We start from the raw sequence: 13746 nt of genomic DNA, 5'->3' as shown, positions 1-13746 counted from the left end.
TTTTTCAGCTTTTTGCTTCAAGCGCTTCCCAGCGTTCAAGTAACTCCAGGAGCGCTTCATCGATCTCCGCAAGGCGTGCGTTCATGGCCGGAACATCGGCGCCACGCGTGCGATAGATATCAGGGTCGGCGAGCTGTTGTTGCAACTCAGCCTGCTCAGCCTCAAGACTCGAAATCCTGCCGGGCAGGGCTTCGAGTTCGCGTTTCTCGTTGAAGCTGAGTTTGACACTACGGTTGGTAGTGGCTTTGCGCTCTGATTCGACGGGCTTGGCGGTGCTGGTCTTGCCCGCATCGTTCTTTTCCGCGGTTTCGCGCTCTGCCGTTTTGACTCTCAGCCAGTCGTAGTAGCCACCGGCATATTCACGCCATTTTCCATTGCCTTCAGCCGCAAGGGTCTGGGTGACGACATTGTCGAGAAAGGTCCGATCGTGGCTGACCAGAAACACCGTTCCGTCATACGACTGCAAGAGGTCTTCGAGCAGTTCGAGCGTTTCCACGTCCAGATCATTGGTCGGCTCGTCGAGCACCAGAATGTTTGCTGGCCGCGCAAACAGGCGCGCCAGCAGCAGGCGATTGCGTTCACCGCCGGAGAGCGACTTCACCGGACTGCGCGCGCGCTGCGGGGAGAACAGGAAATCTTCCAGATAGCCGATCACATGTTTGCGCGTCTTGCCGATTTCCACATAGTCGGAGCCGGGGCTGATCACTTCGGTCAGCGGCGCTTCCGGATCCAGCGCTTCGCGGAACTGGTCGAAATAGGCGATCTGCTGTTTCGTTCCCCTCCGGATGCTACCCGTGTCCGCCTCAAGATCACCGAGGATCAGCTTGAGCAGGGTGGTCTTGCCAGCACCGTTGGGCCCCAGTAGGCCGATACGGTCGCCGCGCATGATGCGTGCCGAAAAATTCTGAATGACGGTCTTGGTCCCAAAGGCTTTGCTTACGTCTGTCAGCTCGGCGATCAGCTGTCCACTCTTCTCGCCACGATCCAGTTGCAGGTTGACGTTGCCGATCCGGTCACGCCGCTCGGCGCGCTCGCTACGCAGCCCCTCAAGGCGTCGGACCCGGCCCTCATTACGGGTGCGGCGAGCTTCCACACCTTTGCGGATCCAGACCTCCTCCTGAGCGAGGAATTTGTCGAACTCGGCAGCACTCTTGGCCTCCATCTCCAGCATTTCGGCCTTGCGGCGCTGGTACTCGGAGAACGAGCCCGGGAAGCTGCCCAGCCGGCCACGATCGAGTTCGATGATGCGGGTCGCGACGTTGTCCATGAAAGCGCGGTCATGGGTGATGACCACCACGCCACCCCGAAAAGCACGGATCAGCTCCTCCAGCCAGCCGATGGCCTCAACGTCCAGGTGGTTGGTGGGTTCGTCAAGCAGTAGCAGATCGGGCTCACCAGCCAGCGCGCGGGCCAGTGCCACGCGTTTGATCCCGCCGCCAGAAAGACTCGCCACCTGTACATCGCCATCAAGGCGCAGGCGGTCAATGACTTGCTCAACCTTGTGGTGCAGGCTCCAGCCGCCGCCGGCTTCGAGCTGATGCTGTAGCTCGGCCATGCGCCCCAGAGCAGCCTCTTCTCCTTGTGCCAGTGCATGGGCCGCAGCGTGATAATCAGCAATCAGGCGCGCCGCCTCACCCACGCCGTCTGCAATCGTGGCGAATACGGTCCGATCCAGCGCGAAGTCTGGTTCCTGCGCTACATAAGCCACTTTCAGTCCGGGCTGGCGCCATACCGTGCCATCGTCCAGTTTTGCCTGCCCTGCCAGAGCGCGTAGCAGACTGGATTTGCCGGCGCCGTTACGTCCAATCAGGGCGACTTTTTCTCCGGGTTCCAGAACCAGCTCGGAATGATCCAGCAGAGCCACGTCGCCAAAGGCGAGGCAGGCATTTTCAAGAGTCAGCAAAGGCATGTTGCGATCGGCAGGCAAAGCGGAGGGGGCTGATTGTACTCGCCCGTCTAGTCTTTGCCGCGTATCACTCCTTCGCGAAACGGCCGCAGGGCGCTACAATGCGCGCCTTCTTGCCGCCATAGTTCAATGGATAGAACGGCCGCCTCCTAAGCGGCAGATACAGGTTCGATTCCTGTTGGTGGTACCAGCCCATGCAAGCTGGCGAGCGAGCGCGAGACGAAAAAATGGAGCCCCGAAGGGCTCCATTTTTATTTCTGGCGGAGGCGGTGAGATTCGAACTCACGGATGTCTTTCAACATCGCCGGTTTTCAAGACCGGTGCATTCAACCGCTCTGCCACACCTCCAGAATCGGTCAGGCTTATCAGAAAGCCAAGGGAGTGGCATTCTGCCGCTGCTTCGAGCGGCTGTCCAGCCTTAACGACGAGCATCCGCCCAGCAGTTGGGCGTTTCGTAGATCCGTACGTTTTCCAGCGTCAAGGCCTTGTCGCAGAGATCATTAATGTGAGGAGCGAGCAGTTCGAAGGCCTTGGCTGCGAGGTTTTCGGCGGTCGGCACCACGTTCAGTACGACCGTGCGATGCTCTGGCAGGCCGTCGAGAAAGTCACGGATCTGTTTATCCCCCTCGTAGACCAGAAAAGCGTGATCCCAGACGTCAACCACGTACTGCCGCATCAAGGATTTGACCTCCGAGAAGTCCAGCACCATGCCATTGCGAGGATCACCATCCATCCGCGTGACATCTCCCGAAACAGTGACCTCCAGCGCATAGCGATGGCCGTGCAGGTGTCGGCAAAGGCTGCGGTGATCCGGAATCCTGTGTCCGGAGTCGAATTCGAGGCGGCGGGTGATGATCACGATGAAAGTCCAGAGGATGCGGTCAGCCCGCAATGGGGCGAGAGTGCTGGATTGTAGCCGAAGCAGAAACAACAAGCCCCGCCGGACGTATGCCTGGCGGGGCTTCGCTGATGCAATGCAAACAGGGAATTACTTTTCCTTCTTCCAGGCCTTGGCTTCTTTCTTCAGGCTCTTGAACAGATCCGACTTCTGCGAGCGCAGGAACTCGACCACTTCGTAGTCGTCCTTGCGGATCTTGTTGATATCGATCTGCTCAATGTGCACCAGGCGCAGCAGGGCTTGAACCGGGCGAGGGATGCTGCGGCCACTCTCGTAGCGTGAGCCACCAGACTGCGTCACACCGATTTCAGACCAGAAATCCGACTGGTTCAGGCCCAGTTTGCGGCGGATTTCACGCACATCTACGTTTTCAACGATCTTCATATGACCTTATCCTTTTCAACGGGGTGGGGGCGAGAACCGTCATGATCGATGGTCAGTCAGAATGGAAGTATATTAAACAACAAAAACAAATACTTCCCAAAGCATCGATCTATGACTTTGGTTATAGATGTCTTCAGTATAGATCAATATTTCGGGGGCATTCAAGTGGCATTTGCTGTGTTTCCCGGGCGCTTTTCACGCTTTTACTTATGGATGCGGGGGCTTCAAGTCTGACCACACTTGTCTAGCGCCCCCTGTCTGGATCAGGCTGCTTGTTATAGAATTCGCGCCTTTACCGTTCCGGCAGCACCAAGCAAGATGGCCCTGATAGTTCAGAAATATGGCGGCACCTCGGTCGGCACCCCCGAGCGCATCAAGAATGTGGCCAAGCGCGTAGCGCGGGCGCATGCGCAAGGGCATCAACTGGTGATCGTGGTATCTGCAATGAGTGGCGAGACCAATCGCCTGGTTGCACTGGCCAAGGAAGTCCAGAGCAATCCCGATCCCCGTGAGCTCGATGTGGTCATCTCGACCGGCGAGCAGGTCACCATCGGTCTTTTGAGCATGGCGCTGCAAGCCGAAGGGATCAAGGCGCGCAGCTACACTGGCGCTCAGGTACGTATCCTGACCGACAGTTCTTTTACGAAGGCTCGGATCCAGAAAATCGATGAAGACCGCATGCGTCACGACCTTGAAGAAGGCTGTGTTGTGGTCGTTGCCGGCTTTCAGGGGGTTGATGATGCGGGCAATATCACCACGCTGGGGCGCGGTGGGTCCGACACAACCGGCGTTGCCTTGGCTGCGGCGCTGCGTGCAGATGAATGCCAGATCTACACCGATGTGGATGGCGTGTACACCACTGACCCGCGCATCGTGCCTGAAGCACGCAAGCTCGACCGCATCACTTTCGAGGAAATGCTCGAAATGGCGAGCCTTGGCTCCAAGGTACTGCAGATCCGTTCGGTCGAGTTTGCTGGCAAATACAAGGTCAGATTGCGAGTTCTCTCAAGCTTCCAGGAAGGCGGCGAGGGGACTCTGATTACATTCGAGGAAGATATCAAGATGGAACAGCCGATCATCTCCGGCATCGCCTTCAACCGCGACGAAGCCAAACTCACCGTGCTTGGCGTGCCTGACCGCCCCGGCATTGCCTACCAGATCCTCGGCCCGATAGCTGAAGCCAATATTGATGTCGACATGATCATTCAGAACGTCGGTCAGGATGGCTCCACCGACTTCTCCTTCACCGTGCCGCGTGGCGAGCTGGATCGCGCACTGGGGATTCTCGATGGCGTCAAGGCGCATGTTGGAGCCCGTGAAGTTCGTGGCGACCGCGCCATGGCCAAGGTGTCTGTGGTTGGCGTAGGTATGCGCTCACATGTCGGTATTGCCAGCCGCATGTTCCGCACGCTGGCTGAAGAAGGCATCAATATCCAGATGATTTCCACCTCGGAAATCAAGATTTCCGTGGCGATCGACGAAAAGTATCTCGAACTGGCTGTACGCGTACTGCACAAGGCTTTCGAGCTTGATCAGGTTGCTGGTTGATCTTGACCAGCCAAGGGGAAGTGGCTAAAATGCTGCTTCTTCGCGGAGAGTTGGCCGAGTGGTCGAAGGCACTCCCCTGCTAAGGGAGCAGACGGGCAAAACCTGTCTCGAGGGTTCGAATCCCTTGCTCTCCGCCAAAGAACACAACATCGAAAGATGTTGCAAAGGCAAGAAAAGCAGCAGATAATCTTGCCTCTTGATTTTGCACCCATAGCTCAGCTGGATAGAGTACCTGGCTACGAACCAGGGGGTCGGGCGTTCGAATCGCTCTGGGTGTACCAATAAGTGGTGAAGCTAATCTTCAGTAAGATTGGTTTTACGGGTTTTGCACCCATAGCTCAGCTGGATAGAGTACCTGGCTACGAACCAGGGGGTCGGGCGTTCGAATCGCTCTGGGTGTACCAAGTTTAAGTAAAAAAAAAGCCAGTCGAGAGACTGGCTTTTTTTACGCTTGGCTGGGGCCTGGCATGAATGTCAGATGCGTGCTTGCTACTGATGTCTGCTTGAAATTACGCGGCTTACACTACTTGTGGTTATTGCTGGCAGCAGTTTTGGTCAAGGTAGATGGGGCGCAAAGTTTGCAGTCCGGGTGGATTGAGGGGAGGGCTTCGCAGGAAGATGTAAGAAGCTACTCACGACTTACTGCGAGGCCGTGATCAGAGCTCATACGCTGCTCGGAATCCTAATTGACCAACATTAACTCCGGTTCCTGTACTGCTCTTCACCCTGCTGACGGCCTCTCGCTACAGATCTTGAACAGCCTCTAAGGCGTTAGGGCTTCCTTGCTGCTATCCATACGGCTGTCGTGTTCGCCAGATCGAGCATCTTCTGGCAAGGAAATCCTTCAAAAAACCCATGTTATGGCAGTCTCTTCAAATTAGTTCTTGACTCATTAAGAACTAACGTACATAATGATTCTTCTCTGACGCGGGGTGGAGCAGTCTGGCAGCTCGTCGGGCTCATAACCCGAAGGTCACAGGTTCAAATCCTGTCCCCGCAACCCAATACCTTCAGTAGAAAGCCCGGTCGAAAGACTGGGCTTTTTGCTTTGTAGGTCAGTGCTTGGATAAATCTAAGCACTTAGCGACTCAAGTGCGAATTCGCAGGGGCCACGCCGTGCTGGACGCAATGGGACTTCAGGCTCGATCCTGGGCTTGCCAGTGGTGGTTAAGGCAAAAAGGACATGGCATGCATGTCCTTTTTGTTTGTCTGGGGGTGGGGCGCTGCGACTCAGGTCACAGCGATCTGCACGTGATCGTTCTCGACGCGCACGGAATGGGCACGCACTGAGTAGGCTGGGTTTTCCAGGCATTCGCCGCTGCGCAGATCGATGTGGTTTTTGTAAAGCGGCGAGGCCACCGCAATACGCTCGCCGAAGCTGCCCACCAGACCGCGCGCGAGTACGCTAGCGCCGGATTGGGGGTCGATATTGTCGATGGCGTAGAACTGCGCCTGACCAACCCGGAAGATCGCGATGTGCTGGTCGTTGATTAGGGCGCAGACTCCAGTGTCGGGCAGGATGTCGCTGACTGCGCAAACGGTGGTCCATTGCTGGGTGCTGTTTGTCATGGGGCTTACTCCTGGTGTCAGGCTGGGCTGCCGTCAGTTGAGGTCTGGACGCGTTCTTCAGGACGGGCCGGGCGGATCTGGCCGCGTTCCTGCACGAAAACGATCCTTTGGTCCGCTTGTTCGCTATTGACGAAGGAGCGGAAGCGCTTGCGGGTTTCGGGGTCGGAAATGGCCGTCTTCCATTCGCACTGGTAGGTATCCACCACATGTTGCATCTGGGCTTCAAGCTCGGCAGCAATGCCGAGGGAGTCCTTGATCAGCACTTCCTTCAAATACGCCAGGCCGCCTTCGAGGTTTTCGCGCCAGGTGCTGGTGCGTTGCAGGCGGTCTGCCGTGCGCACGTAGAACATCAGGAAGCGATCGATCAGGCGGAGCAGCTCGGCCTTTGTCAGGTCTGAAGCGATCAATTCGGCGTGACGCGGCTTCATGCCGCCGTTGCCGCACACATAGAGGTTCCAGCCCTTGTCCGTGGCGATGATGCCTACGTCCTTGCCTTGGGCTTCGGCGCATTCACGTGTACAGCCAGAGACGCCAAATTTGATCTTGTGCGGCGCGCGCAGGCCCTTGTAGCGGTTCTCCAGTTCCACTGCGAGCCCGACACTGTCATCGACACCGTAGCGGCACCAGGTTGAGCCGACGCAGCTTTTCACCGTGCGCAGGGACTTGCCGTAGGCATGACCGGATTCAAAGCCGGCTTCGATCAGCTCTTCCCAGATCAGGGGAAGTTGCTCGACACGTGCACCGAAAAGGTCGACGCGTTGTCCTCCGGTGATCTTGGTATAGAGGCCGTATTTCTTGGCGACCTGTCCCACGGCGATCAGGCCGTCAGGCGTTACCTCGCCGCCAGGCATGCGCGGTACAACGGAATAGCTGCCGTCTTTCTGGATGTTGCCCAGATAGTAGTCATTGCTGTCCTGCAGGCTGGCCAGCTCGGGCTGGAGCACAAAATCGTTCCAGCACGAAGCCAGGATATTGGCGGCGGCAGGCTTGCAGATATCGCAGCCCAGCCCCTTGCCGTGGCGGGCCAGAAGTTCGCCAAAGGATTTGATCTGGCCGACCCGGACCAGGTGATAGAGCTCCTGACGGGAGTGCGGGAAGTGCTCGCAAAGGTGGTTGTTGACGGCCATGCCGAGGCGAGCCATTTCGGCTTTCATTACCTGGGTGACCAGCGGCACGCAGCCGCCACAGGTGGCGCCGGCCTTGGTGCAGGCCTTGAGTTCGCCGATGCTGCAGGCTCCCGCAGCTACGGCTGCACAGATCTGCCCTTTGCTGACGTTGTTGCAGGAGCAGATCTGGGCGGTTTCCGGCAGGGCCTCCACACCGAGGCCGGGCTTGGCCTTGCCATCACTCGAGGGGAGGATCAGGAATTCCGGATCGGCGGGCAGCGTGATGCCATTGAGCGCCATCTGCAGCAGCGTGCCGTATTCGTCGGCATTGCCCACCAGCACGGCACCGAGCAACTGCTTGCCATCTTCACTGACCACGATCTTCTTGTAGACCTGACGGCGTTCATCCACGTACTGGTAGCTGCGACAGTCCGGCGTCTTGCCATGGGCATCCCCGATGCTGGCAACATCGACGCCCATCAGTTTGAGCTTGGTGCTCATGTCGGCGCCCACGAAGGCCACCTGTTCCTGGCCGGCGATATAGCGGGCCGCCACGCGGGCCATGTCGTAGCCGGGCGCCACCAAGCCAAAGACCTGTTCATTCCAGGCCGCACACTCGCCGATCGCAAAGATGGCCGGATCACTGGTGCGGCAGACGCTATCGATCGCTACGCCACCGCGCGGGCCGATCTCCAGCTGACACTGCCGGGCGAGCTCGTCGCGGGGGCGGATGCCGGCTGAAAACACGATCATGTCCGTCTCCAGCGAGCAGCCATCCGAGAAGTTCATGCGGTGCCGGGCATGCTCGCCCTCAACGATCTCCAGCGTGTTGCGGCTGGTATGCACATGTACGCCCAGCGCCTCGATCTTGGCGCGCAAGACGCGTCCGCCACCTTCGTCGACCTGTACCGCCATCAAGCGCGGCGCAAACTCCACGACATGTGTTTCCAGTCCCAGATCGCGCAGAGCCTTGGCACATTCCAGCCCCAGCAGACCACCACCGATTACCACCCCGACGCGCGATTGCGCACCGCTGGCCTGCATGGCCTGCAGATCTTCAATGGTGCGATAGACGAAACAATGCGCCCGCTCGCGCCCTGGCACCGGTGGTACGAAAGGCGTGGAGCCCGAAGCGAGGATCAGCCTGTCGTAGGGCAGCAGCTCACCGTCGAGCGTGGTGACGGTGCGATTGTGACGGTCGATGGCAACGGCCCGGGCCGCGAGGCGCAGCGAGAAACCGCTGCGTTCGAAGAAGCCTTCCTCAACCAGCGACAAGTCCTCAGCGCTCTTGCCGGCGAAGAATTCAGAAAGATGAACCCGGTCGTAGGCAGGCCTGGGCTCTTCGCACAGGACGGTGACTTCGATATCCGGTACCTGGAGCTGATGCAGTTCTTCCAGGAATTTATGGCCCACCATGCCGTGGCCGATAATGACTATCTTCATGTTGGATCTCGCACGACCGGCTTCGGAGGCTTGTGCAAATCATCGCGTGCCAGGCTTTGAAGCGGCACGTACATGAAGGCCCCCGCAGAACGCGGCGCTTTGTCGGGTTGGAATAACCGGGCTTCTGACTCTCGATAAAGAGAGAGGCCCGGATTTCGCCGTCGTTGGCGGAGGCAATATGTCCGCTACTACGTTGCAGGCGGACGCATGATCGCTAGCAGCATTTGTGCCAGACGCACAGGGCTTTATCTTTCAATGGTTTGAGGTAGAGCAGGAGATGCGTTTGAAACTGCGCAGCACTGAAGTAGTGCGATAGGGCAGCTCTGCTGCATTGGTTTGGGTGTGGTGCGCGCGCTCAGCTGCGCAAGGAAGTTGGTTGCTGTGGGCGAGGGCTGGTGAGCCCAGGTGTCGCGGGACGCTGTGCCTGGTGCAAGCAGGCCGTAGCGGAATGGGGGCCCCAAAAAGCAAAACCCCCGGAGACCGGGGGTTTTGCTTTTGGGCGCTGCCCGGCCGCAGCCGGGTTTAGCGGGGATCGATCAGGGGGCAACCGTGATCGTGATCTTGCCCTTGGTGCTGCCGCCGAGGAAGTCCGTCACCTGGTACTGGACCACGGCGGTGCCGGCGAAGTCGGCGGCCGGGGTGAAGGTAACAATACCGTTCTCGTCGAAATCCACCGTGCCCTGGCCTTCCAGCACTTTGGTTTCTTCGATCATGAGCGGATTGTTTTCCTTGTCGGAGTCGTTCTTCAGCGCCTCGATCTTCACCGGCTGACCCTTGGCGGTCTTGCCAGCATCGTCCACCACCGTCGGGGCCGCGTTCAGCTCACCCACTGCGGTAGGCAGCCACAGCGAAAGCTGGGGCAGATAGGTCACCATCATCAACACGGTGAACAGGGCAACAAAGAAGGGGGCCATGGCCTTGGTGACCTGCTCCATCTTGCGACCCGATACAGCGCTCGCCACGAAGAGCACGGAGCCCACCGGCGGGGTGATCAGGCCGATCCCCAGGTTCACCATCATGATCATGCCGAAGTGCACCGGGTGGATGCCGAGCGGGGCAACAACCGGGTACAGGATCGGGGTCATGATCATGATCAGCGGGGCCATATCCATCAGCGTGCCGAGGATCAGCAGCAGGACGTTGATGGCCAGCAGAATGACGATCGGGTTGTCCGAGAGGCCGGTGAAGAAGGCCGAGATAGTCGCCGGGATCGACAGGATGGTGAGCACCTGGCCGAAGGCTGCAGCAAAGCCGATCAGGATCATCACGATGGTGACGGTCTTCACGGTGCGGTGCACAAGCACCGGCAGCTGGCTCCACTTGTAGTCGCGGTACACGAACATGGTGACCAGGAAGGCCCACACACAGGCGATGGCGGCTGATTCCGTGGCCGTGTAGAGGCCGGAGAGGATGCCGCCGAGGATGATCACCACGGTGAACAGGCCGGGAATGGCATCGAAGGCCTGCTTGGCGGCTTGCTTCACGGTGAGCATTTCGCCCTTCGGATAGCCGCGCTTGGCTGCGAAGAACACGCACAGCGCCATCAGGGTGATACACAGGGTGAGGCCCGGCACCACGCCAGCCAGGAACAGCGCCGGAATCGAGGCGCCGCTCACATACAGCGAGTAGATCACGGCGTTGTGGCTGGGCGGGATCAGGATTGCCTGCACCGAACCGGATGCCGTGACGGCGGCTGCGTAGTCACGCGGGTAGCCGTGCTTTTCCATCTGCGGAATCATCACCGAGCCGATCGAGGCGGTATCCGCCACGGAAGAGCCGGAAATGGCGCCGAAGAAGGTGGAGGCAAGGATGTTCACCAGCGACAGGCCGCCGCGGATGAAGCCCACGAAGATCGAGGCGAAGTTGATCAGGCGGGTGGCGATGCCGCCCTCGGCCATGATGGCGCCAGCCAGCACGAAGAAGGGAATGGCGAGCAGGCTGAACTTGTTCACCCCGTCACCCATCTTGAGCATGATGGTGGTCATGTAGCTCATGTCGCCGGCGAAATAGATCGCGCCGAACATGGCAGTGAGCCCCAGGGTGTAAGCGACGGGCAGTCCTACTGCGAGCAGCAGGAAGAAGATGCCCATGATGATTGCAGAATCCATGACGGGCTCCTTAGTTGGTCGAATCTTCAGCGCTGCCACCATGGCTGCCGATCGTGACGATCGGGCGATGGTGCTGGGAGCCGAAGAAGAAGGATTCGATGATGAAAAGCAGGGTTGCCGCCGAGCCAATGGGCAGGGGCAGGTAAGTCCAGCTCACTTGAATCTGGGTGAAGTCGGCAAGCGTCTGACCGGTTTCCATGAAGAAGAGCACACGGTCGGTGCCGTAGACGATCACGAAGAGGGCCACGAGGGCCATCAGCAGGTCGACGATGCGGGCAAAGATGTATTTGCCTTGGGGGGGCAGGCGATCGGTGAGCATGGTCACAGCGATGTGCGAACCAGCGCGATAGGCCGCAGCCGAGCCGACGAAGGTAAAGATGATCATGCACATGAGGGCCATCGGCTCAGGCCAGGAGAGGCCGGAATCGAACCACTTGCGGGCAACCACCTGAACCGGGATGACGAGGGTCATGACCACCATGGCCAGACCGGCAATCCAGATGCAGAGCCAATACACCGCATCCATTGCCTTGCAGTACGTATCTTTCATTGCTACTTGCTCCAAAAGGCCGCAAAAAAACTGGCGGGCCGGGCAGACCCGCCAGTTCCTTGGTGCAGCGGTATTACTTGACGTCGTTGATGCGCTTGATCAGGTCGGCGAACTGGGCACCGTACTTGTCACGCACCGGTTGGGTGGCCTTGTAGAAGGCTTGCTTGTCGACGTCGGCCACAATGGTCACGCCAGCAGCCTTGAGGCGGGCGGAGTCCATGGTGACGCGCTTGTCCCACAGGGCGCGCTGCTCAAACTGAGCTTCCTTGGCCAGCTTCTTGATCAGAGCCTGGTCTTCCGGGGTCAGTTTTTCCCACTTGGCCTTCGAGAACACGAAGATTTCGGGAATGATCAGGTGGCCGGTCAGGTCGTAGTACTTGGCGACGGTGAAGTGGTTCTGCGTCACATAGGTCGGCACGTTGTTTTCGGCACCGTCAACCACACCGGTCTGCATGGCGCTGAAGAGTTCGCCGAAGCCCATCGAGATGCCCGAGCCGCCCATGGCGTTCATGGTGTCGATGAAGAGCGGGTTGCCCATCATGCGCAGCTTCTGGCCAGCCAGGTCAGCCGGTTTGCGCACCGGCTTCTTGGTGTACAGGTTGCGCGTGCCGCCGTCCATCCAGCCCAGTGCCACGAGCTTGGCGGAGCTGGCGCTGATCTTGGCAAGGATTTCGTCGCCGATCGGGCCGTCGATCACCTTGCGCATGTGAGCTTCGTCACGGAACACGAAGGGCATGTTGAACACGTTCACTTCCGGCACCACCGGGCCCAGCGGGCCAAGCGAGGTGCGCAGAATGTCGATGCCGCCTGCCTGGGTCTGCTCGATCATGGACTTTTCATCGCCCAGAACGGCACCCGGGAACATCTTCAGGGTGTATTTGCCCTTGCTTTGGGTTTCAAGCTTCTTGCCCAGATTCTGCATGGCCACCACGTTCGGGTAGCCCTCGGGGTGGACGTCAGCGGCCTTGATTTCCACGGCTGCTACGGGGGCGGCGGCGAAAATCGCCGTGGCCAGTACTGCTGCCAGCTTTGATGTACGCATTATCGTGTGTCTCCTGATAGTGACCAACAAAACAAAAAACGTCCGGCCGGGGCCGTCCATCTCCTGAAACCAGCCCTCACAGGTGATGCGGATCGGAATCCATACCGCCTGAGCGGGGTGCTACGACGATATCACCGGGGGATATCGTGTTTTCGATGCCATACCCTTCGGGTGCGATGTCAGTGTTGCCCTTGAGCAACACCTGACCCGCGCTTATCCGGAGGTCTTCTGAGCGGGGCCTTCAAACAGTCTGCGGCGAGCGTTGCCGAGGTGAAAACGCATCGCCTCGGCTGCATCGACCGAGGAGCCCTTTTCGATTGCGGTGAGGATCTCGCGGTGCTCAATCTGCACCAGCTCACGCCACACGCGTTCGCGTTCGAGCGAGAGATTCAGCGCCAACTGCATGCCCACCCGCATCTGCTCGATGATCAGTTCCAGCGCCGTGACGAAGAAAACGTTCTGCGAACCACGCGCGACGGCGAGATGAAACTGCAGGTCGTGTTCGACGAAGGCGATGTTGTCGTCCTGATTGCGTGCAGCTTCCATCGCATCGAAACAGCGCCGGATGTCGTCCAGATCACGCGGAGTACGCATTTCGGCCGAGAGGCTGGCTCCGGACGCTTCCAGCGCGATGCGGAAGGCGAAGCAGCGCTGCACGTCGGCAATGCTTTCGATCGGGGCAAAGCGCTTGATATTGCGATCCGGGCGGCGCAGTACATAGCTGCCGGAGCCGCGCTTGGAGGCAATCAGGCCATCCAGACGCAGACGGGAAAGTGCTTCACGCACGGTCGGGCGGGAGACGCCGTACTGCAGTGCCAGCTCGGCTTCGGTCGGCAGACGCGCGTTTTCCGGGAAGTCTCCGTTGGACATGGCTTCCACGATGCCGGTGTAGACGGTGTCCACCCGATTCGTGCCGCTTGCCCTGGTTTTTCTATCCGGCTGGATGTCAGCCATGTGCCCCTCCTGTAAGAGTCGGCGCATTTTGCCTTACACCTTGTAGGCGATGTAAACCTTTTTCGGACAAGTCGCCGAAAAGCCCGATTTTTTTGATCTGGCAAGGGTTTGCTAGGTGTTAACCCGCATGCTTTTGGGCTATTTTGGGGTGTCTGGTAAGACAACTTCTTACGTATAAACCTTGATTGTGCATGCCCTGGAATGCTTGTCAGGCAACTACTGAACAAGCCGGGTCGCT

General features: G+C 58.9%; 10 protein-coding genes and 6 tRNA genes. 6 read left to right on the top strand and 10 right to left on the bottom strand.

The features are described 5' to 3' along the window. Window positions 1–4 precede the first annotated feature (4 nt). Complete coding sequence (locus HJ583_RS18740; RefSeq protein ID WP_170023331.1) at window positions 5–1909, bottom strand: ATP-binding cassette domain-containing protein; 1905 nt, start codon at window positions 1907–1909, stop codon at window positions 5–7. A 112-nt stretch (window positions 1910–2021) separates the two neighbouring features. Between HJ583_RS18740 and HJ583_RS18735 the strand changes: the two genes are divergently transcribed. Further along, window positions 2022–2096, top strand: a tRNA-Arg gene (locus HJ583_RS18735). Between the two features lie 68 nt (window positions 2097–2164). Here the strand turns inward: HJ583_RS18735 and HJ583_RS18730 are convergent. The 3 genes from HJ583_RS18730 to HJ583_RS18720 form a co-directional block, all read right to left on the bottom strand. Next, window positions 2165–2254: transfer RNA gene (locus tag HJ583_RS18730), tRNA-Ser, on the bottom strand. 70 nt (window positions 2255–2324) lie between these two features. Further along, complete coding sequence (gene queD / locus HJ583_RS18725) at window positions 2325–2765, bottom strand: 6-carboxytetrahydropterin synthase QueD (protein WP_170023330.1); 441 nt, start codon at window positions 2763–2765, stop codon at window positions 2325–2327. A gap of 129 nt (window positions 2766–2894) precedes the next feature. Then, window positions 2895–3188, bottom strand: coding sequence for a helix-turn-helix domain-containing protein (locus HJ583_RS18720; RefSeq protein ID WP_101944259.1), 294 nt, complete (start codon window positions 3186–3188; stop codon window positions 2895–2897). A 318-nt stretch (window positions 3189–3506) separates the two neighbouring features. On the opposite strand from HJ583_RS18720, the gene HJ583_RS18715 reads away from it, so the two are divergent. From HJ583_RS18715 to HJ583_RS18695, 5 genes are all read left to right on the top strand, one after another. Beyond that, a complete protein-coding gene (locus HJ583_RS18715; RefSeq protein WP_101944258.1) occupies window positions 3507–4736 on the top strand; it encodes an aspartate kinase in 1230 nt (409 codons plus the stop codon). A gap of 44 nt (window positions 4737–4780) precedes the next feature. Next, window positions 4781–4873: transfer RNA gene (locus HJ583_RS18710), tRNA-Ser, on the top strand. Between the two features lie 67 nt (window positions 4874–4940). Next, a tRNA-Arg gene (locus HJ583_RS18705) sits at window positions 4941–5017 on the top strand. A 46-nt stretch (window positions 5018–5063) separates the two neighbouring features. Next, a tRNA-Arg gene (locus HJ583_RS18700) sits at window positions 5064–5140 on the top strand. Between the two features lie 522 nt (window positions 5141–5662). Then, a tRNA-Met gene (locus HJ583_RS18695) sits at window positions 5663–5736 on the top strand. Window positions 5737–5966: 230 nt separating this feature from the next. On the opposite strand, the gene nirD is transcribed toward HJ583_RS18695, so the two are convergent. The 6 genes from nirD to HJ583_RS18665 all read right to left on the bottom strand — a co-directional run bounded on the left by nirD (window position 5967) and on the right by HJ583_RS18665 (window position 13508). Beyond that, window positions 5967–6305, bottom strand: a complete 339-nt coding sequence (gene nirD / locus HJ583_RS18690) for a nitrite reductase small subunit NirD (protein WP_170023329.1) — start codon at window positions 6303–6305, stop codon at window positions 5967–5969. A gap of 17 nt (window positions 6306–6322) precedes the next feature. Beyond that, the gene (gene nirB / locus HJ583_RS18685; protein ID WP_170023328.1) at window positions 6323–8854 is read right to left on the bottom strand and encodes a nitrite reductase large subunit NirB; all 2532 of its coding nucleotides are present in this window, start codon (window positions 8852–8854) and stop codon (window positions 6323–6325) included. A 536-nt stretch (window positions 8855–9390) separates the two neighbouring features. Beyond that, a complete protein-coding gene (locus HJ583_RS18680; RefSeq protein WP_170023327.1) occupies window positions 9391–10962 on the bottom strand; it encodes a TRAP transporter large permease subunit in 1572 nt (523 codons plus the stop codon). A 10-nt stretch (window positions 10963–10972) separates the two neighbouring features. Next, window positions 10973–11512 (bottom strand): TRAP transporter small permease, encoded by a 540-nt coding sequence (locus tag HJ583_RS18675; RefSeq protein ID WP_170023326.1) that lies wholly within the window; start codon window positions 11510–11512, stop codon window positions 10973–10975. Window positions 11513–11585: 73 nt separating this feature from the next. Next, window positions 11586–12554, bottom strand: a complete 969-nt coding sequence (locus tag HJ583_RS18670) for a TRAP transporter substrate-binding protein (RefSeq protein WP_170023325.1) — start codon at window positions 12552–12554, stop codon at window positions 11586–11588. Window positions 12555–12767: 213 nt separating this feature from the next. After that, window positions 12768–13508, bottom strand: a complete 741-nt coding sequence (locus HJ583_RS18665) for a FadR/GntR family transcriptional regulator (protein ID WP_170023324.1) — start codon at window positions 13506–13508, stop codon at window positions 12768–12770. Between the last annotated feature and the right edge of the window lie 238 nt (window positions 13509–13746).

Source organism: Uliginosibacterium aquaticum (genome assembly GCF_012972705.2).
Lineage (GTDB): Bacteria > Pseudomonadota > Gammaproteobacteria > Burkholderiales > Rhodocyclaceae > Uliginosibacterium > Uliginosibacterium aquaticum.
Note: the sequence above shows the minus strand (reverse complement) of the source record. Positions and strands in the feature narration are given on the sequence as shown.